The sequence below is a fragment of the Streptoalloteichus hindustanus genome (genome assembly GCF_900129375.1).
GTDB lineage: Bacteria > Actinomycetota > Actinomycetes > Mycobacteriales > Pseudonocardiaceae > Streptoalloteichus > Streptoalloteichus hindustanus.
Window position 1 is genome coordinate 98204 of sequence record NZ_FQVN01000003.1, and the last position, 17808, is coordinate 116011.

Consider the following 17808-nt stretch of genomic DNA (forward strand, 5'->3'; position numbering starts at 1 on the left):
TCACGTCCGGCCGGGCGAACGGGCGATATGTCCCCCGCGGGGCGGGTGGCCCCGCCCGGAAGGGGGACGGTAGCTCGCCGAGCGCGGTCAGCTCGCCGACGCGGACGCGAGCAGGTCGCGGTCGTAGGCCAGCGCCACCGCCTCCGTGCGGCTGGTGGCCCCCAGCTTCGCCATGACCCGGGACAGGTGGACGCTCACCGTCTTCTCGCTGATGTAGAGCTCGTCGCCGATCTGCCGGTTGGTGCGGCCGAGGGCGACCAGGCCGAGGACGGAGCGCTCGCGCGGCGTGAGCGGGTCGAGGATCTGACGCGGCTCGACCACCTCGGCGCCGGGGGCGGCCAGCGAGATCCGGGCGCGCCGCGCCAGGGCGCGGACGGCGTCGGCCAGCGGCGCGGCCCCCAACTCGTCGGCGACGTCGACGGCCAGCCGGAGCTGCTCGACGGCCCGCTCACGGTCCCCCGCGGCCAGCGACGCGTCGGCCCACCGCCAGCGCGCAACCGCCTGGAGGTAGCCGTTGTACTCGCCGAACAGCTCGACCGCCCGCTGCCACGCCTCCGGCCGGTCCGCCCCGTGCAGGCGGCCGAAGTCGGCCTCGGCGCGGGCCACCCACGCCTGCCCCTCGGGGCCGAGCCGGCCGATGCGGGGCCGCAGGTCGGTGGTGAGGCCGCGCAGGCGCGCCATCATCTCCTCGCCCGCGGCCACCGCCGCCCGCTCCCCCGCGCAGTCCCGGCGCTGCCGGGCGCGCCGGGCCAGCTCGGCGTACGCGGTGACGCCCAGGGCCGCGAGGCGCAGCCCGGCCGCGGCGTTCTCCTCCAACGCGTCGACCTGTCGCAGGGCCTCGACCGCGCGCCGCGCCGCTTCCTTGGGCCGGTCGCACCACAACGCCATCTCGACCCCGCACGCGCCGGTGCTCGACGCGACGTGCAGGTCCCCGGGGGCCATCGGCCGCAGGACGCGCAGCGACTCCGCGGCCGCCTCGAACTCGCCCCGCGCCACCCTGACGTCCAGAGCGGAAGCCGCCACGCGCGCGTCCACGGTGCCGGGAACGGAGCCCGGCTCCAGCTCGGCCGCAGCGGCGCTGGCGTCCCAGTCGCCCAGGGCGTACCGCGCGACGACCAGCAACCTCCGCAGCTCCAGGCCGTAGTTGCTCCACGCCATGCCGATGCTCTCGACCCGGCGCACGGCCTGCTCCAGGATGCCCGCGGCCTCGGCCACCCGGCCCTGCTCGTAGCGGTTGGCGGCGAGGTTGAACCACGCCCGCAGCTCCACCGACCACGCGCCGGTCTCCGCGGCCCTGGTCCTGGCCACGACCAGGCGGTCGCACGCCGCGTCGATGTCGCCCCGGCACTGGTCCAACACCGCGAGCGTGATCAACGCGTCCATCTCGGCGCCGGTGGTGCCGCTGGCCCTGGCGTCCAGGACGGCGGCCTCGGCGACGGGCCGGGCGGCTCCGTCGTCGTCGTGGTAGCGCGAGCACAGCACCCGCGCCCGGACGGCGAGCACCCAGGCCCGGGACGGGCTGGCCGGTCGGTCCCCGACCAGCTCCCACGCGCGCTCGATCATCTCGACCGCGTCCGCCAGCCGGGGTTCCGGGCTGCCCAGCAACTCCTGCGCGTAGCGACGCCGCAGGTCGGCGGCCAGCTCGGGTTCGGAACGCTCGTCGGTCATCGCGATGGCCGAGCGCACCAGCGCGAGCGCGCGCTCCGGCTCGCCCGAGACGCCGGCGAAGTAGGCCGCCCTGCGCAGCAACGTCACCTCGTCGGCGCCGGCCACCTCCGCCGGGTCCGGCACCGCGCCCCACAGCTTCAGCGCCCGCTCCAGGTGCCGCAGCGCCTCGGCCGGGGCGCAGCCCCTGGCCGCCTCGTCGGCGGCGCGCACCGACGCGGCGAGCGCGGTGGGCAGGTCGTGGCTCTCCATGCTGTGGTGGGCGAGCTCCGCGGCGACGCCGCGCACGCCCTCCTCGCCGGCCAGCAGCCCCGCGTACGCCGCGTGCCAGCGCGCCCGCTCCCCCGGCAACAGGTCGGCGTAGACGGCCTCGCGCAGCAGGGAGTGCCGGAACCGGTAGTCCTCACCGCTGTCACCGAGCACCAGCACGTGGTGGGTGACCGCCTCCCGCAGGGCCTCGTCGAGCTCGGCGTCGCCCAGCCCGGCGAGCGCGCGCAGCCGGTGGTGGCAGACCATCCGGCCGGCCACCGAGGCGAGCCGGACGACGCGCTGGGTGAGCGGGCTCAGCCGCTCGGTCCTGGCCAGCAGCACGTCGGCCAGCGCGGTCGGCAGACCGCACTCGGCGCACGCCGCGATCAGCTCCTCGGCGAAGAACGGGATGCCCTCGCAGCGGCGGGCGATCTCCCGCTCGACCTCGGCCGGCAGCGCGTCGTCGGCCAGCGCCCGGACGAACTCCAGGGTTTCGGCCGGGCCGAACGGGCGCAGCTCCAGCCGCTCCACGGCGGGCAGCCGGACCAGCTCGGCCAGCAGCGGGCGCAGCGGGTGCGTGCGGTGCACGTCGTCGCTGCGGTAGGTGGCCACGACCAGCACCCGGTGCGTCCGCAGCCGGGAGACCAGGAACGACAGCAGGTACCGCGTGGAGGCGTCGGCCCAGTGCAGGTCCTCCAACGCGAGCAGCACGCACTCCTCGTCGGCCAGGTCGGCCAGCAGGCGGCGGACCGCCTCGAAGAGCTGGAGCTGGCCCATGTCCTCGTCGACGCGGACCCGGGGCGGCTCCGCGGCCGGGTCCTCGTCGACCGAGCCCGGCAGCAGCCGGGCCAGGGCGGGCCGCGTCCTGACCTCGGCCAGCGCCTCGGCCGGGAGCTGGCCGATGGCCTCCACGAACGGCAGGTACGGCAGGCCGGTCTGGCCCACGTCCAGGCAGCGCCCGGTCAGCACGCGCACCCCGTCGGCCCTGGCGAGCTCGCTCAGCTCGGCGAGGAGGCGGGACTTGCCGACCCCCGCCTCCCCGGCGACCAGCACGGCGCCCGCCGTCCCCGCCCGCGCGCGCTCCAACGCCTGCCGGAGCGCGCGCATCTCCTTCTCGCGAGCGACCAGCGGAATCCCGGACCCCAGACGTGGCACGAACCGATGTTCGCACATGTCAGGCCGTGCACGTCCGGTCGCCGTAAGCGGCGGGGCGCTTCCGCCCGCCGAACCAGCGGGCGCCGAACCACTGCCGCGCCTGCCGGCGCTCGGGCCCCAACTCCGGGTCCGCGGCGTCGGCGTCCGCCTCCTCCGTGGTGGCCAGCTCCGCCTCCAACCGCTGGAGGGTCACCCACGACTGGGGCGGCCGGAGCCCGTTGGCCGCGACCGTGGCCGCCATCAGCAGCTCCCGGCGGTAGCCGACCTCGGCCTTCATGCCCTCGACGGTCCACCCGTTCATCTCGAGCCTCCTGATCTCGTGTCGTTGACGAGACCAAGACTCGTGCTGAGGCGCCCCCCGGCACATTGGGCGTTCGCCCACTGATGCGGCTGCGGACCCCTTACCCGGGGACGCCTGAGTGCGCCGAACGAGGGGGTAAGGGGGTCAGGCTGCGGGCGCGGTCTCCCTGGCCAGCCGGACCACCTTCCGCTCGGCCACGAAGGACACGAACGGGATGGTGCCGGCGACCAGCACGCCCAGGGTGCGGAGCACCGGCCACTTGCTCCGCACGGCGAGGTCGAAGGTGATCAGCAGGTAGACGGCGTAGAGGAAGCCGTGCACCGGGCCGACGACCTGCACCAGCAGCGGCTGGTCGGCGAAGTACTTCAGCGGCATCGCCACCAGCACCAGGGCCAGCAGTCCCACGCCGACCACGTAGGCGGCGATCCGGAACCGGGTCAGGGCAGCATTCATCGCGACTCGTCCAGCCTTCTCACGCGTCGACACGGCCTAGCGGCGGCCGTCGGGGTCCTGGGTACGGGCGTTGAGCTCGGCGAGGTAGCGGTTGTAGGCCGCCAGCTCGTCGTCCGGCTCCTCGTCCAGCACGACGACCGGCCGCGCCTTCCGGCGGGGTGGGGTCGCGGCGGCCGGCTCGGGCGCCGGGGTCGGTTCGGGCGCTGCGGTCGTGCCGGCCGGGGCGGTCAGCGACCCGACGGCCGGCTCGACGACGCCCTCGACCCGCTCCGCGCCCTCGGCACCCGCTGCTGCCGCGTCCTCGGCGAGCTGCCGCGCCTCCATCCGCATCATCCGCCACCACATGTAGACGAAGAACACGGCGAACGAGGGCCACTGCAACGCGTAGCCGTAGTTCTGGAGGCTTCCCCCCGCGGACCGGGCCCGGTCCCACTGCCACGTGCCGAGGGCGAGGCAGGTGATCACGGCGGCCACGAGCAGGACATGCAACACCAGCCACCGAGGGGTGAACAGGTAGCGGGGCACGCCCCGACGCTAGCACTGCCGCCCCCGGCCGCCGGCACCGACCCGTAGCGCGGCTACCCATGAGGGGCACCCGGCCCGCCTCAGTCGGGCCACCTCAGTCGGGCCACCTCAGTCGGGCCGCAGCCCGGCCAGCACGAAGTCGGCGATCTCCGCGCCGAGCTGGCCCGGCGGCTTCGGGCCGTCCGGCCGGTACCAGGAGGGGAGCTGGTTCACCACGCCGAGGGCGACCAGCGTGACGGTCTCGGCCGGCGGCTCGGCCCGGAACACGCCCTCCCGCTGCCCGCGCTCGACGACGCCCCGGAACGCCTCGTGGTAGCGCCGGCGGTCGGCGCGCACCGCCGCCATCCGCTCGGCGGCCAGCTTGTGCATCTCCCTGCCGAACACCGCGGCCTCGTCCACGTGGGCGGCGGTCGTCTCCACCAGGTCGACGACCAGGGCGCGCACCGTCTCCGCCGGACCGGCGCCGGCCGCCAGGATGCGCTCCGCGCCGGCGAGCTGGATGGCGATCAACGAGTGGTAGATCTCGTACAGCAGGTCGTCCTTGGACTCGAAGTAGTGGTAGAGCGCGCCCTTGGTGACCTCGGCGGCGTCGACGACCTGCTGCACGGTGGTGCCGTCGAAGCCCTGCTCGGCGAAGAGCCGCACGGCGGCGCGCATGATGCGGGCCTCGACCGGGGTCAGCTCCCCGGCGGCCCGTCTGGTCCGGCCCTCCGCCGCACGCGTCATGGTCGTTCCCGTTCTCCCCGCCCCGTCATCCCCGCACTGTCATCGCGCCGATTGTGCGTCACCGGACCGGGGCCACCGCGTCGCCGCGCCGTCGGGTGACAACGCGCGCACCACGCCGAACCGGTCTGCGCCGGTCGGGTCAGCGCCGACCTGCTCAGCGCCGGTCGGCAGCGGCATCAGCACGGGCGTGTCCACCCCGGCCGCCACGTACTCGCGCACCCGGTCGCGGCACCGCGCCGGGTCGCCGTGCACGACCAGGTCGTCGACCACCTCGTCGGGCACGGCGGCGGCCGCGGCGCGCCGGTCCCCGGCCGCCCACGCCTCCCGCACGGCCCGCAACGCCGGCCCCCTGCCCAGCCACTCGTGGAACTCCGCGTAGGCCGGCACGGTCAGGTAGGCGGCGACCAGCGAACGCCCGACGGACCTGGCCAGCTCGGCGTCCTCGGTGGGGCACACGAAGATCCGGGCCACCAGCTCGACGCCGGCGCCGAGCTCGGCCCGCACCCGGGGCACGTCGGCGGGCGCCAGCCAGTTCGTGATCGCCCCGTCCGCCTCCCGCGCGGCGAGGCGGAGCATCCCCGGGCGCAGCGCGGCGAGCAGCACGCGCGGCGGCGGCTCCGGCGGACGTTCGAGCCGGAACCGCCGCACCGCGAAGGTCTCGTAGCGCTCGTCGACCTTCTCCCCGGCGAAGGCGCTCCGCAGGAAGCGCAGGGTGTCGCGGACGCGGGCGTACGGCCGCTCGAACGGGAGCGCGTTCCACTGCTCCACGATCACCGGCGAGGACGCCCCGACACCCAGCGCGAACCGGCCGGGGGCCAGCTCCGCCACGGTCGCCGCGCTCATCGCGAGCAGCGCGGGCCCCCGGGTCTGCACGGGTGCGATGGCCGTGCCGAGCCGGAGGCGGGGCTCCCACTCCGCGGCCAGCGCCAGCGGGGTGAACGCGTCCGTGCCGGCGGTCTCGGCGGTCCACAGGTCGGTCCAGCCAAGATCGGGCAGCGCCCGCACGAGCTCGCGGTGCGCGGCCAGGGGCACTCCCGCCAGCGGCACGGTCAGACCCCACCGACGCATCGCGTCACCTCCCGCTCGACCCGGCGGCCGGGCCCGTGCTCCGCCGGTCGGCGGGGGCGGTCGGGCCCGCCGGCGCCGCCGGCTCCCCTGGCCTACAGCTCACCGCGCCGGCCGCACATCCCCCAGTCCGGTGTCGCTGGACCGTAGCGCGCCGACCGACCAGTCGGTACGTGCGTCCGCCACCACCCGCCCACCCGCCGGCCGCGGCGCGTCGGCCCGCGCCGCGACCTCAGATGATGTCCGCCGAACCGGCCGCGGTCGGCCGGACCAACGGCGGCCCGTCCTTCGGGCCAGCCCACCCCGACACCTGGTGGTGTTACGTCCAGCCGAGTGAATCCGGACGGCGGAACCAAAGGTCACGGAGAGATATCGCCTGCCGGGGTCTAGCGCGAAGCGTGCACGCACCAATACGGTGCGAAACCGTCCGTGATCATCAGCCGTGATGAGGAGGAGCGGATGGTCGGGGACTCCGAGATCGACCAGATCATCCGGGAGTGGACCGCCGAGCGGTCGGGAGACCCGGAACTCCGTGAGGCGGACCGCATCCGGTCCGAGTGGCTGTCGGAGGCGCCGCCAGCGCCACCGGCTCCGCCCAGGATCCCGGTCCAGCGCCGGTCCGCCGGCGGGCCGTTGGCCGTGGCCGAGCCCGCCGACCCGGCGTACGTCGCCGCGATGCGGCAACGGCTGCCGGAGGCGCCCCCCGAGCTGCTGGCCGCCGCGGCGAGCTGGTGGCAACTCGTCGGGGACGTGGCCGAGGCCGAGGGGTGGTGGGACGCCGGGGTGAGCCCGTTGGACCAACGCGCGCTGGACTGGCGGGCGGCGGGGCTCAAGCCGGGCGACCTGAGCCGCCGGCTGGGGCCGCTGACCGTCCTGGAGCACCTGCGTCGGGGCAGCGCGCCGGCGTGGTGCGTCGCCCGGCTGCAGCGGCAGCGCCGTGACGGCGCCGCCTGACGCCCCTCGCCGGGGTGTGGCCGAGTCCGGTCCGGGGCGCCCCGGCGGCCCGGACCGGCCCCAGCGGGCGGCCCGTGGCTGACCAGTCCCCGGCCGCCCGGCCCGCGTCCGCACGGCCCCGGCCGACCCGGGTCCGGCGGCTGCGGGCGGTGGTGGCCGGCCGCCTCCACCGGTGGCGGTACCCGGCGCCGGCCTGGGCGCGGCAGAGCGCCCGCATGGTCGACGACGTGGTCGACGTGGTCGTGGCCCGGATGGACGAGGTGCCGGAGGGGCAGCGGGCGGAAGTGGCTGAGAACCTGGCGGCCATGGTGCGCCGAGCGCAGCTGTACCACGACTACGGCAACGGCCGGATCAGTCGGCGCGAGTACACCAGACGGCTACGCGCGCTGGACTGAGCCGGACGCGTCGGCCCAGGGCCCACCGGCCCTGGTTCGCACGTGGCCGGACGTCGCCCCCGGAACCGCGTTCACTCGGGCTCGGCCGAGCCACCCGACGGACCGGGCGGGACGCGGCGACCGGCCAGGCCACGGCCGGGGCACGGCCTTGGCGTGCGGTCCCCAGCCGCACGCCGTCACCCCCGCCTGAGCTCGGCGTATGCGGAGTGAGCAGGCGGGCGTCGCCCAGCCGACGCGGCGCGACGGTTGCCCTGCCGCTGTTTCCGCGCGGGCGGGCGGCTGGCGCAGCGGGTCACGCCGCGTTCACCCGAACGCCGCCCCCGCGCGTCGTGCTGGCCGCAGCGACATCGGGCCACCGCCCGGGAACGCGCTGCCTCTCGCCCCGACGGTCTCGTTGGGGGCTGGATTTCAGATCGGGTGTGGGACCTGGGTGGCCGCGCTGGGCACCCCCCCACGACCTCAACCCCGGTGTGGCCGAAGAGCCGCGGGTGCGGGCGCTGAATGAAGAAGGGCGACCACGGGCTCCTCGCCGCCGACAGGGTTCGCCCCGGCTCCCGACACCACTTGGTCACCACCGACCACGACATCTCCCCGGCCGACGCGTTCCCGCCTGTTCGTTGCCTGCGAGGACCGTCCCCGCCGTCAAGGAGCGGGCCGCGACGGCGTCGCGGAATGATCGCGTCGCGCTGCCGGCACCGCCACATGGTCATCACACGAGCTCGGCACGGGAGAACTGGCGGAGGAGTGCCGGCGACCAACGTGCTGCTGGCCGAGGACCACGCGATGGTGCGGGACGCGCTGCCCTCCCTGCTCGACCGGGGGGGCCGGACCTGCGGGCGGTCGACGGGGCCGGGGGCCCGGGGCCAAGGCGCTGCGCCTGGCCGACCGGCTCACCCCGGCTCCCGACACAGCCTGATCACCGCCGGCCACGGCATCCCCTGATCGGCGCGATCCCGCCTGGTCGCCGCGCGAGGACGTCCCTGCCGCCGAGCCCCGCGAGATCGAGGGATCACGCCCGGATCGCACGGAAGAACACGATCCACAGCTCAGGCCTGGCAGGGCGCATTGGGTGGTGAAGCACGGGCGACGCCCTCAGCGCCGGGTGCTGGGCGCTCATGCCCTGGGGTCGCGAGGCGTTGCGGCTGGCCGTCGGCGCCGGTCCGGTCGTGGGGTTCGCCCGCCGGATGGGCCTGGCGGTAGGCGCCGAGTGCGCGACCGCCTGTCCTCGGCGATCGGCAGACTGAGGGCGGTGAACGGGCACGTCGCCGCGCGCGTCGCCACTGACCGGGGCTGGTGGGGAGAACGGTTGTTATACCCTCTCCGCCATGTTCGACCGGCGTGTGTCGTGGTGGTGGCCGTCCCCGCAGGCGGCCCACTGACCCGCGCCCACCCGGACGTGACCGACGGCCGCCTCACCGAGGCGGCCGTCGTCGTGTTCGGGGCGGCGGGCGCTCGGTGAGGCGGCGACCCTGGAGGAGGAAGTCCATGACCGGCGACGTCCCCACGCACGCCGAGCGGCCGCCCGACCGGGCCGGGCTGCGGCGCGAGCTGACCGGCCGGCAGGTCGGCATGATCGCCATCGGCGGCGCGATCGGCACCGGCCTGTTCCTCGGCTCCGGCCTGGCGATCTCGCTGGCCGGGCCGGCGGTGATCGTGGCCTACCTGGTGGCGGCGCTGGCCGCCCTGGTGGTGGCCTACACGCTGGCCGAGATGACCGTGGTGCACCCGGAGGCCGGCGGGTTCGGCGCGATCGCGCACCGCTACCTCGGCCCGGCCGCCGGGTTCGTCCAGCGGTGGATCTACTGGACCGCGCAGGTGGTCAACGTCGGCAGCGAGGTGGTCGCCGCCGGGCTGTACGTGCGGTTCTGGTGGCCGCAGCTCCCGCTGTGGCTGCCGGTCGTGGTGTTCTCCGTGGTCATGCTCGCGGTGAACGCGCTGTCGGTGCGGTTCTTCGGCGAGTTCGAGTACTGGTTCGCGATGATCAAGGTCGTCACGATCGTCGTGTTCGTGCTGCTGGGCGTGCTCGCGGTGACCGTGGGGCTGCCGGGGCGGCCGGCCGCCGGGCTGTCCGCGCTGACCGAGCACGGCGGGTTCGCCCCGAACGGGATGACCGGCGTCTGGCTCGCGATGACCGTGGTGACCTTCAGCTACATGGGCACCGAGGCGGTGGCGGTGACCGCGGCCGAGTCGAGGAACCCGGCCCGCGACCTGCCCAGGGCGGCCCGCCGGATGGTGCTGCGGCTGGCGTTGTTCTACGTGCTGGGCATGGCGGTGGTCGTCTCGATCGTGCCGTGGCGGGACGCCGCCAGCTCGGAGGGGTTGCAGTCGAGCCCGTTCGTGCGGCTCTTCAGCGCGGCCGGCGTCCCGGCCGCGGCCGGGCTGATGAACTTCGTCATCCTCACGGCGGCGTTGTCGGCGATGAACACGAACCTCTACGTCACGGCGCGGATGGCGCACTCGCTGGCCAGGGACGGCTACGCGCCCCGCTGGATGGGCCGGGTCAACCAGCGGGGCGTGCCGCGCAACGCGCTGGCGCTGTCGGCGACCGGCCTGGTGCTGGCCGCGGTGGTCTCGGTGACGGCGCCGGAGAGCGCGTTCCCGGTGATGCTGGGGATCGCGCTGTTCGGGGCGCTGGTCACCTGGTTGATCATTTTCGCCACGCACGCGGCGTTCCGCCGGCACCGCGCGTCGGCCGGGCTGCCGTCCTCCCCGATCCGGCTCCCCGGCGCGCCGGTCACCACCGCGCTGGCCGCGTTGTTCATCCTCGGGGTGCTGGTGACGACCGCGTTCACCCAGCAGTTCGGGCTGGCGTGGAAGGCCGGCCTGCCCTACCTGGCGCTGCTCGCGCTCGCCTACGTCGTGGTGCGGCGGTTCAGGAAGACGCCGACCGCGCCCACCGCGACCAGCGACAGCACGGGCACGAACGCCAGCCGGTAGGCGGACGGGCCGGCGGCCTGGAGCACCCAGCCGACGGCGAGCTGCGCCAGCACGGCGCAGCTGAAACCCCCCAGGTTGACGACGCCGGCCGCGGTGCCGGAGCGGTGCTCGGGGTTGGCGGCGCGGGCCGTGTCGAAGGCCAGCAGGGCCGAGGCTCCGCCGATCCCGAGCACCACCAGCACCGCGGCGACCACGGCGAGCGGCAGCCGCCCCGGCCAGAGCACGACGGTCAGCCAGCCCAGCAGGACCACGGGCGTGAGGATCTCGGTCACCCGCTGGCTGCGCCGGGGGTTGCCGGCGGCGATCCGGCCGACGACCGGGGAGGCGAGCGTGAAGGCCAGCACGCAGACCATGAGCAGCGTGGCGGCCTCGGCGGCCGAGTGGCCCTGGCCCGAGGTCAGCCAGGGCGCGCCCCACAGGGCGGTCAACGCGACGAACTGCCCCATGAAGACGAAGTGCGTCCAGAAGGCGTGCCGCGTGCCCCGCTCGGCGACGACGCCGCGCAGCGCCACGCGCACCGGCTCGGCGGGTCGGGTGGCGGTGACGGCCGGCACGCCCCGGTCGCGGACCAGCGCGACCGCGACCACCGCCAGGACCACGGTGACGCCGGCGGCGGCCAGGAACGTGCCGGTCCAGCCGACGTGGTGCAACGAGCTGGTCAGCGGCACCGTGGCCACGAGCTGGCCGGCGCCGCCGGCCAGGCCGGTCAGGGCCACGACCAGGCCGTACCGGCGGGGCGTGAACCAGTGGGCGGCCAGCCGCAGCACGTTGGTGAACATGAAGGCGTCGCCCGCGCCGACCAGGACGCGCGCGGCGATGCCGGCCGGCAGGGCCGTGCTGGCGGCGAACACCGCCGCGCCCAGCGCCATGGCGAGGGTGCCGCCGGTGAGCACGCGCCGGGGACCCCAACGGTCGGCGAGCACGCCGGCCGGGACCTGGAGCACGAGGTACACCCCGAGCTGGAGCGCGGTGAACAGGGCGAGCACGGCGGGGCCGGTGGCGAACCGGTCCAGCGCCTCCTGGGCGGCCACGCCCAGGCTCATCCGGTGGAACAGGGCCGCGACGTAGCAGGCCACGCCGGCGCCCCAGACCAGCCAGGCGCGGCCGGTGTCCCGGTGGCCGGGCCGGGCGGCGGCCACGCCGACGCCCTCCGGCGACGTGACGGCTGCTTCCGCGATCGACATGCGCACCTCCGCGGGCGAGCATAGATACAAGTTGTATCCATGCTCGCCGCGCTGTGGTGGCCCGCACAGCCGGGGCTGGGCATTCCGGGCTTTTCCGGCGTCGGTCCTGGGTCGGCCCTGCATCGGTCCGGCATCGGCCCGGGGCCGGCGCGCGGCTCGTCGCCCGGCCCGCGCGTGCCGAGGCGACCACCGCTGGCCTACCGTCTCGGCCGATGGCACCGCACCCCGCACTCTCCGGCGTCCTCGCCCGACGGCTCCGCCTCGCCGGGCTGCTCGTGGTCGTCGCGGTCCTCGCCACGCTGGCGTTCACCGTTCCGCTGCCCTCCCCCGATCAGGTGCGGGACTGGGTGCTGGGCACGGGCCCGTTCGCCCCGCTGACCTACCTCGCGGTCTACGTCGCGGCGACGCTCGTGCTCGTGCCGCGCCCGCTGCTCAGCCTCGCCGGCGGGTCGCTGTTCGGCGCCGCGGGCGGCACGGCCCTGGCGGTCGTGGGCGCCACCGCCGCGGCGCTCGCGTCGTTCTTCCTGGCCAGGGCGCTGGGCCGGGAGCTGGTGGCCGCCAGGTTGGAGCGCGGCGCGCTGGGCAGGGTGGACGCGCTGCTGCGCCGACACGGCTGGCTCGCGGTGCTCCAGCTCCGGTTGCTGCCGGTGATCCCGTTCAGCGCGGTGAACTACGCCTGCGGCGTGACCTCGCTGCGTCCCGCGCACTTCGCGCTCGGCACGGCCGTCGGCAGCGTGCCGGCCACCGTGCTCGTCGTGCTCGCGGGCGCGGCGCTCGACGACCCGACCTCGCCGGGTTTCCTCGTGCCGCTCGGGGTCGCGGTCGTCCTGGGCGCGGCCACCGCCGTCGTCGCCCGGCGGCGGTCCGCCGACCAGACGGCCGTTGAACCCGGGGAAACGGAAAAATGAACACATGACCCAGACCCGGGTGGGGGCGGCCTCCGCCGATCCAGCGGCCGCGCCACCGGCGGCGACACCGGCGGGGCCGGCCGCCTCCGCGATGGAGCGGGCCTACGCCCACGTCAAGGCCCGGCTCCTCGACGGCAGCTACGCCGACGGGGAGCTGCTGTCCGAGGGCGAGGTGGCGTCCGCCCTGGAGATGTCGCGGACGCCGGTCCGGGAGGCGTTCCTGCGGTTGCAGGCGGAGGGCTTCCTCCGGCTCTACCCCAAGCGGGGCGCGTGGGTGGTGCCGATGAGCCCGGCCGAGGCACAGGCCGTGCTGGAGGCGCGGCTGGTGATGGAGACCTTCGCCATCGACAAGCTCGCCGCCATGGGCCGGGACGCGCTGCGCGCGGTCGGCGCGGACCTGGCCGGCCAACCCGCCGCCGACGGCGGCGCCCGGCTCGGCTCCGGCGAACTGCACGCCGCCGACCGCGACTTCCACGCCCGCCTGGTGGCCGCCGGCGACAACCCGTTGATCAGGGACCAGTACGACGCGCTGCGCGACCGGCAGGTGCGGCTCACCGCGACCGCCGGTCGGACCGACCCCGACCACGCCGTCACGGTCGTCGGGGAGCACGCCGCGATCGCCGCCGCGCTGCGCGACGGCGACCCGGAACGCGCGAAACGCCTGCTGCGCGCCCATCTCCGGGGGTCGCTCCTGCGGCTGGGCCTCACCCCGGGACCACTCCTCGCCGAACCTCCGGACACCTCGACCGACGGCTGACGCGCTGCCACCGGCCATCCGGGCGACGTCGTGCCCCTCAACGAGGGGTACCTAGCGCGATCAGTGGTCGTTTGGCGGACAGAGCCGGGAGACATTGAGCGATCGGAACTCCGATGCCGTCGCACGGTGCGTCCGGCCGCGCTGTTCGAGGTCGATTTGAGCAGCGGCTTGCCGGGATACGCGGGCAGCGGTCGAGTTCGCGGGAGACGTAGCCCTTGTCGACGGTGATCAGCAGCCGACGGCGGTACGGGCCAGGGGTAGCCGCAGCCCTCAGAGCCAGCGCGAGTACGAGTGGCAGTAGCGGAGACGTTGCTCTTGCCGGCGGTGATCAGCAGGCCGGGGCGGTCGGTGAGCGGGCGGGCCGGTGGACGCGGGTCGCCATGAGCGGGTCGGCCAGTGCTCAGGAGACTGTGAGCCTGGGGTGGGAACGCGCGCTCCAGCGTGCGAGGCCGGTGTTCCAGATCCGGTCGGGTCCACAGGTCGGGGTGGCGACCAACAGGCGATCGTGGGACTCCAGCAACGCTGCGTCACCGTGGGGTGACCAGCTCCGCGTGTCGTCACGCCTGGGCGACCGATCCATTCGGAGCCGGCTCGCCGGGTAGTTGTCGATCTTGGGGTGGAGTGCGGCGAGAAGAAACGCGCTTCGTCCGTCTCCGGGCACCACCCCGACTTACGCATTGCTCGTCCAGCCTTCAACCAGCCGCGGCAGAAGTGTGGTGCTCCTTTGTCATCCATTCGTGGACTAGCGAACGGGGGCCGTTGTCCCGCACCGTCGCGGTACCGGCGTGCGTCGCCGCCGGTCCGAGGGGAACTGGGGACACCTTGGGGGACAAGATGCGCATTCGCAGGTACTGGCCGAGACTCGCGGACTTCCTCGCCAAGCCGTTCTGCGCTCCGCTGGCAGCCGTCCCGGGCTAGCGAGCACGAGACCGGACCGAACGAGGAGCCGAACAGACGACACCGCCCCCTGGCGCGTGCCAGGGGGCGGTGTCCCGGTCAGGGTCGGCGCGGTCAGTGACGGCAGAGCCGAGAGGCCAGGTGGTCCAGGTAGTCGTGCTCGGCCCGCACCAGCCGGTCCACCTCGATCACGTCGGGCAGCGGGCGGCCGGGGTGCACCTCGACCAGGGCCCGCACCGCCGCCTCCACCGCGCGGGGGCCGTCCAGTTCGTCCTGGCAGTACTCCCGCGCGACCAGCTTGGCGAGCAGCCAGTGCGGCAGCAGCACCCGGTGCTCCCCACCGTCCACGGTGGCCACGTACTCGTTCTCGTTCACGGCCCGGATCGGACCCACCGCGATCCGCGTGGCCTGCTCGGTGCTCACGTCATCGCTCCTGGCGTCATCGGTCCTGGGAGATCTCGCCGACGACCGCGCCGGCCTGCCGGTCCGGCATCGCCCGCGCCACGTCGGCCTGCGAGACGATCCCCACCAGCCGCTTGTTCTCCAGCACGGGAACGCGGCGGATCTGGTTGTCGGACATAGTCTGCATCACCTCGTCCACCGACGCGTCCACCTCCACCCAGACGAGGTCGCCCTCGCCCTGGGCGAGCTGACCGACGGTGGTGTTGCTCGCGTCGGCGCCCTCCGCGACACACCGCACGACGATGTCGCGGTCGGTGAGCATGCCCTTGAGCCGGTCGTCGGTGCCGCAGATCGGCAGGGCCCCGACGTCGAGGTCCCGCATCATGCGGGCGGCGTCGACCAGCGTCTGCTGCTCGCCGACGCACTGGCAGTCGGGGGTCATGATGTCCCGTGCGGTCGCCATTACTGCTCTCCTTCCGGGTCGGCCGCGGCGGCCGACGGTCGCGGCGGAGCACCGCGGCCCGGGGGTCGCGGCGCGCCCGCTCCTCTTGCCCGGGCGGTCGCGCGTACCGACCGCCCGGTCGTTCCGGGGGCTCGCGCGGGCCCTACATGCCCTCCACCTGCTCGGACGGGGTCGTGCCGGGCGGGGCGCGGTGCTCCCCCTCGTCCGAGCCGGGCAGCTCCGGGTCCCGGCCCTCCTCGTCGATCGGCAGGTTCGGCTCGTCGCGCACGCTCAGCGCCTCGGGCGACCCGCCCGGCGAGGCGTGCCGGTAGGCGCCCCGGCTCAGGTCCTCCGCCGGCTCCTCGCGCCGGTCCCTCGGCCGGCGGTCCCCGAAGTCGGGCTCCTCCTCGGCCAGCCGCTGGTCCAGCGTCTCGCCGTGGGTCTCCTCGAACGGGGTGAGGCCGGGCTTGGTCGCCCCGGTCCAGTCGTCGGCCGGGTCGCGCCCCTCCTCCAGCGGGTCGACCCCGAGCCGGTCCTCGTCGAGGTCCTCCGCGCTCTGCAGGTTCAGCGCGTCCTCCGGCTCCTCGGGGCTGGGCGGCGTCTCGTCGCCGGGAGGGCTGGTCGGCTCCCTGCCGTGTTCGTCCGGCCGCGTCATGCTCTCCTCCACCGCTCCCTCAGCTCGCCGCCAACGCCATGTCCCGGACCCTGGGCAGCACCTCGTCCCGCCACAGCGCGAAGAACCGCTCCTGGTCCGGCCCGATCTGCCGCACGTACACCTCGTCGAACCCGGCCTCGGCGTAGGCGCGCACCCTGGCGATCTGGGGTTCCGGGTCCGGGCCGCACGGCACCGCCTGGCGCAGCGCCTCGTCGGTCACCATCCCGGCCGCCTGCTCGAAGTGCCGGGGCTCGGGCAGGACCTGGGACAGCTCGCCCGGGATGCCCTCGTTGGGCCACAGCCGGCGGACCGTGGCCACGCCCTGCTCCTCCGTCGGCGCCCAGCACACCTTGAACCCGGCCTGCGCCGGCAGCCCCTCGCCCCCGCACTCCCGGAACCGCGCGACGAGCTCGCGGTTCGGCGAGGTGCTGATGTAGCCGTCGCCGATCCGGCCGGCGAGCGCGGCGGACTTGGGCCCGAAACCGGAGACGTAGATCGGCACCGGCTCGTCGGGCAGGGTGTAGATCCGGGCGTTCTCCACCTCGTAGTAGACGCCGCGGTAGGTGACCCGGTCGCCCCGGTGCAGCGCCCTGATCAGCTCGACGGCCTCCTCCAGCATCCCGAGGCGGATGTCGGCCGGCGGCCAGTGGTCGCCGAGGATGTGCTCGTTGAGGTACTCCCCGCTGCCGACGCCCAGCACGAACCGCCCCTCGCACTGCACGGCGGCGGTGGCCGCGGCCTGGGCGATCACGGCCGGGTGAACGCGCACCGTGGGGCAGGTGACCGCCGTGGTGATCGGCAACCGGGTGACCTGGGACAACGCCCCGATCACCCCCCACACGAACGGGCTTTGCCCCTGCGCGTCCACCCAGGGGTGGTAGTGGTCGGAGATCCACAGCCGCTCGAAACCGGCCTCCTCGGCCCAGCGGGCCTGGCGCACCAGCTCGTGCGGGCCGGACTCCTCACAGGACAGGAAGTAGCCCACGCTGACCATGACTGGGGGCTACCCGGGAGGGAGGCGGGGAAACCCCGACCGGACGGACGGACGAGCCCGTCCGGCCGCGCCGGGTTGAGCCACGCGCCGCTGGGTAAGCCGGGGGTGTGACACGCGTGCGGGTGCGGCGCACGGCGCGCCGGTGTGACGACGTGCCGGCCGGCCCGCGGGCCGCCGAGCAGCGGGAGGAGACGTGACGACCCCCAGCGGGACCGCCGGTCCCAACCTGGTCGCCGAGCTCACCGCCGACCACCGCGCGGTGGAGCGGGTGTTCGAGGAGCTGGAGTCCGGCGAGGGCCAGCCCCGACGCCGGCGGGAGCTCGCCGACCACGTGATCACGCTGCTGGTCCGGCACTTCGTCGCCGAGGAGGCCCACCTGTACCCGGCGGTGCGGGGCGCGCTGCCGGACGGCGACGCCGTGGCCGACCGGGAACTGGGCGAGCACGCCGAGGCCGAGCGGACGATGCGGCAGCTCGACGGGATGGACCCGGTCGACCCCCGGTTCGACGAGCTGTGCCGCAAGCTGATGAGCGAGGTGCGCAACCACGTCCACGAGGAGGAGCGGGAGCTCCTGCCCCGGCTGGCCGCCCGGTGCCGGCAGGACGAGCTGGACGCGATCGCCGCGGGCGTCCGCCGGGCCAGGGAGACGGCCCCGACCCGGCCGCACCCCTCGGCGCCGGACCGGCCGCCGTGGAACCGCCTGCTCGCGCCGGGCGCCGCGCTCGTAGACCGGGTGCGGGACGCGCTCGCCGCACGCACCGAGCCCGCCGCTGCGGCCGGCCCCGGCCCCGCGGCGGGACGCCGAGACCAGGAGGACGGGAACGACCATGGCTGAGGAACACCCTGGCCAGACCCAGGTGACCACGGACCCCGACGTCATCCGGAAGTGGGCGGAGGAGCGGGACGCCACCCCCGCCACGGTCCCCGGCACCGAGCACGGCGACCACCTCGGCGTGCTGCGGTTCGACTTCCCCGGCTACGGCGGGGACAAGCTGGAGCACGTCGACTGGGACCAGTGGTTCGACACGTTCCGGGAACGGGACCTGGAGTTCGTCTACCAGGAGCACATGAGCAGCGGGAAGCAGAGCAACTTCTTCACGCTCCGCCGACGCGGCGGCGACGAGGAGAAATGAGGAGGGGGGCG

At 75.1% G+C, this 17808-nt stretch carries 19 protein-coding genes; 8 read left to right on the forward strand and 11 right to left on the reverse strand.

The features are described 5' to 3' along the window. Positions 1-87: 87 nt before the first annotated feature. The 6 genes from BUE43_RS09620 to BUE43_RS09645 form a co-directional block, all read right to left on the reverse strand. Positions 88-3069 carry a helix-turn-helix transcriptional regulator gene (locus BUE43_RS09620; RefSeq protein ID WP_327083435.1) on the reverse strand — a complete coding sequence of 994 codons (2982 nt, stop codon included), beginning with the start codon at positions 3067-3069 and terminating at the stop codon, positions 88-90. Positions 3070-3088: 19 nt separating this feature from the next. Then, positions 3089-3370: a hypothetical protein gene (locus BUE43_RS09625; protein WP_073481218.1), complete on the reverse strand. Its 282-nt coding sequence runs from the start codon at positions 3368-3370 to the stop codon at positions 3089-3091. Positions 3371-3514: 144 nt separating this feature from the next. Then, positions 3515-3823: a DUF3817 domain-containing protein gene (locus BUE43_RS09630; protein ID WP_073481220.1), complete on the reverse strand. Its 309-nt coding sequence runs from the start codon at positions 3821-3823 to the stop codon at positions 3515-3517. A 36-nt stretch (positions 3824-3859) separates the two neighbouring features. Next, positions 3860-4348 carry a hypothetical protein gene (locus BUE43_RS09635; protein WP_073481222.1) on the reverse strand — a complete coding sequence of 163 codons (489 nt, stop codon included), beginning with the start codon at positions 4346-4348 and terminating at the stop codon, positions 3860-3862. A gap of 108 nt (positions 4349-4456) precedes the next feature. Next, complete coding sequence (locus tag BUE43_RS09640; protein WP_073481224.1) at positions 4457-5074, reverse strand: TetR/AcrR family transcriptional regulator; 618 nt, start codon at positions 5072-5074, stop codon at positions 4457-4459. 39 nt (positions 5075-5113) lie between these two features. Beyond that, positions 5114-6142 carry an LLM class F420-dependent oxidoreductase gene (locus BUE43_RS09645; protein ID WP_073481226.1) on the reverse strand — a complete coding sequence of 343 codons (1029 nt, stop codon included), beginning with the start codon at positions 6140-6142 and terminating at the stop codon, positions 5114-5116. A gap of 456 nt (positions 6143-6598) precedes the next feature. Between BUE43_RS09645 and BUE43_RS09650 the strand changes: the two genes are divergently transcribed. From BUE43_RS09650 to BUE43_RS09665, 4 genes are all read left to right on the forward strand, one after another. Further along, entirely contained in the window at positions 6599-7093 is a 495-nt protein-coding gene (locus BUE43_RS09650) for a transcriptional regulator (protein WP_073481229.1), read from the forward strand. A gap of 74 nt (positions 7094-7167) precedes the next feature. Then, positions 7168-7488 (forward strand): hypothetical protein, encoded by a 321-nt coding sequence (locus BUE43_RS09655; RefSeq protein WP_073481231.1) that lies wholly within the window; start codon positions 7168-7170, stop codon positions 7486-7488. Positions 7489-8232: 744 nt separating this feature from the next. Further along, positions 8233-8430 (forward strand): hypothetical protein, encoded by a 198-nt coding sequence (locus BUE43_RS09660; protein WP_073481234.1) that lies wholly within the window; start codon positions 8233-8235, stop codon positions 8428-8430. 543 nt (positions 8431-8973) lie between these two features. Continuing rightward, on the forward strand, positions 8974-10425 hold the full coding sequence (locus BUE43_RS09665) for an amino acid permease (RefSeq protein WP_073481236.1): 1452 nt from the start codon (positions 8974-8976) through the stop codon (positions 10423-10425). Here the strand turns inward: BUE43_RS09665 and BUE43_RS09670 are convergent. Then, positions 10341-11609, reverse strand: coding sequence for an MFS transporter (locus tag BUE43_RS09670; RefSeq protein WP_073481239.1), 1269 nt, complete (start codon positions 11607-11609; stop codon positions 10341-10343). The genes BUE43_RS09665 and BUE43_RS09670 overlap by 85 nt on opposite strands. Positions 11610-11821: 212 nt before the next feature. On the opposite strand from BUE43_RS09670, the gene BUE43_RS09675 reads away from it, so the two are divergent. Together BUE43_RS09675 and BUE43_RS09680 are read left to right on the forward strand one after the other, a co-directional pair. Next, positions 11822-12517 (forward strand): TVP38/TMEM64 family protein, encoded by a 696-nt coding sequence (locus BUE43_RS09675; RefSeq protein ID WP_073481241.1) that lies wholly within the window; start codon positions 11822-11824, stop codon positions 12515-12517. A 4-nt stretch (positions 12518-12521) separates the two neighbouring features. Next, on the forward strand, positions 12522-13274 hold the full coding sequence (locus BUE43_RS09680) for a GntR family transcriptional regulator (RefSeq protein WP_083959532.1): 753 nt from the start codon (positions 12522-12524) through the stop codon (positions 13272-13274). Positions 13275-14285: 1011 nt separating this feature from the next. Here the strand turns inward: BUE43_RS09680 and BUE43_RS09685 are convergent. From BUE43_RS09685 to BUE43_RS09700, 4 genes are all read right to left on the reverse strand, one after another. Then, positions 14286-14594 carry a hypothetical protein gene (locus BUE43_RS09685; protein WP_073481243.1) on the reverse strand — a complete coding sequence of 103 codons (309 nt, stop codon included), beginning with the start codon at positions 14592-14594 and terminating at the stop codon, positions 14286-14288. Positions 14595-14610: 16 nt separating this feature from the next. Beyond that, complete coding sequence (locus BUE43_RS09690) at positions 14611-15036, reverse strand: CBS domain-containing protein (RefSeq protein ID WP_073481245.1); 426 nt, start codon at positions 15034-15036, stop codon at positions 14611-14613. A gap of 142 nt (positions 15037-15178) precedes the next feature. Then, on the reverse strand, positions 15179-15670 hold the full coding sequence (locus BUE43_RS09695) for a hypothetical protein (protein WP_073481247.1): 492 nt from the start codon (positions 15668-15670) through the stop codon (positions 15179-15181). A 19-nt stretch (positions 15671-15689) separates the two neighbouring features. Further along, a complete protein-coding gene (locus BUE43_RS09700) occupies positions 15690-16664 on the reverse strand; it encodes a TIGR03557 family F420-dependent LLM class oxidoreductase (protein WP_073481249.1) in 975 nt (324 codons plus the stop codon). Positions 16665-16857: 193 nt separating this feature from the next. Here BUE43_RS09700 and BUE43_RS09705 point away from each other — a divergent pair, with 193 nt between their 5' ends. Further along, positions 16858-17499, forward strand: coding sequence for a hemerythrin domain-containing protein (locus BUE43_RS09705; RefSeq protein ID WP_073481251.1), 642 nt, complete (start codon positions 16858-16860; stop codon positions 17497-17499). Beyond that, positions 17492-17797 carry a hypothetical protein gene (locus BUE43_RS09710; RefSeq protein WP_073481253.1) on the forward strand — a complete coding sequence of 102 codons (306 nt, stop codon included), beginning with the start codon at positions 17492-17494 and terminating at the stop codon, positions 17795-17797. The genes BUE43_RS09705 and BUE43_RS09710 overlap by 8 nt, the downstream gene beginning before the upstream one ends. The last annotated feature ends 11 nt before the right edge of the window (positions 17798-17808 follow it).

Coding starts and splice junctions, on each gene's coding strand:
- BUE43_RS09625 (WP_073481218.1), bottom strand. CDS start 3,370: ATGAACGGGTGGACCGTCGAGGGCATGAAGGCCGAGGTCGGCTACCGC.
- BUE43_RS09630 (WP_073481220.1), bottom strand. CDS start 3,823: ATGAATGCTGCCCTGACCCGGTTCCGGATCGCCGCCTACGTGGTCGGC.
- BUE43_RS09640 (WP_073481224.1), bottom strand. CDS start 5,074: ATGACGCGTGCGGCGGAGGGCCGGACCAGACGGGCCGCCGGGGAGCTG.
- BUE43_RS09645 (WP_073481226.1), bottom strand. CDS start 6,142: ATGCGTCGGTGGGGTCTGACCGTGCCGCTGGCGGGAGTGCCCCTGGCC.
- BUE43_RS09650 (WP_073481229.1), top strand. CDS start 6,599: ATGGTCGGGGACTCCGAGATCGACCAGATCATCCGGGAGTGGACCGCC.
- BUE43_RS09665 (WP_073481236.1), top strand. CDS start 8,974: ATGACCGGCGACGTCCCCACGCACGCCGAGCGGCCGCCCGACCGGGCC.
- BUE43_RS09670 (WP_073481239.1), bottom strand. CDS start 11,609: ATGTCGATCGCGGAAGCAGCCGTCACGTCGCCGGAGGGCGTCGGCGTG.
- BUE43_RS09675 (WP_073481241.1), top strand. CDS start 11,822: ATGGCACCGCACCCCGCACTCTCCGGCGTCCTCGCCCGACGGCTCCGC.
- BUE43_RS09680 (WP_083959532.1), top strand. CDS start 12,522: ATGACCCAGACCCGGGTGGGGGCGGCCTCCGCCGATCCAGCGGCCGCG.
- BUE43_RS09690 (WP_073481245.1), bottom strand. CDS start 15,036: ATGGCGACCGCACGGGACATCATGACCCCCGACTGCCAGTGCGTCGGC.
- BUE43_RS09695 (WP_073481247.1), bottom strand. CDS start 15,670: ATGACGCGGCCGGACGAACACGGCAGGGAGCCGACCAGCCCTCCCGGC.
- BUE43_RS09700 (WP_073481249.1), bottom strand. CDS start 16,664: ATGGTCAGCGTGGGCTACTTCCTGTCCTGTGAGGAGTCCGGCCCGCAC.
- BUE43_RS09710 (WP_073481253.1), top strand. CDS start 17,492: ATGGCTGAGGAACACCCTGGCCAGACCCAGGTGACCACGGACCCCGAC.